This is a genomic window from Streptococcus sp. DD04, assembly GCF_001578725.1.
In the GTDB taxonomy this organism is placed as follows: domain Bacteria; phylum Bacillota; class Bacilli; order Lactobacillales; family Streptococcaceae; genus Streptococcus; species Streptococcus sinensis.
In genome coordinates this window covers 1-229 of record NZ_KQ969029.1, presented here as the reverse complement: position 1 = coordinate 229, position 229 = coordinate 1, and the positions used below count along the sequence as shown (strand labels likewise).

Genomic DNA, 229 nt, shown 5'->3' with positions numbered 1-229 from the left:
AGGGACTCGGGAACACATAAAGACATCATCGCCAAGCTAGATTATCCCGCACCTAAATGCCCTCACTGCCAAGGAAAAATGGCTAAATATGACTTCCAAAAAGAATCGAAAATTCCTTACCTAGAATGTGCGGGATACAAAACGCTGATTCGATTGAGAAAACGGCGCTTCCGCTGTCAGGATTGCGGGAAAGTAGCTGTCGCAGAAACGTCCTTAGTCAAGAAAAACC

At 45.4% G+C, this 229-nt stretch carries 1 protein-coding gene; it reads left to right on the top strand.

From position 1 onward, the window contains the following. Positions 1-229, top strand: a 229-nt coding sequence (locus STRDD04_RS10395; protein WP_197460109.1) for a transposase family protein, incomplete at both ends; no start/stop codon positions are given.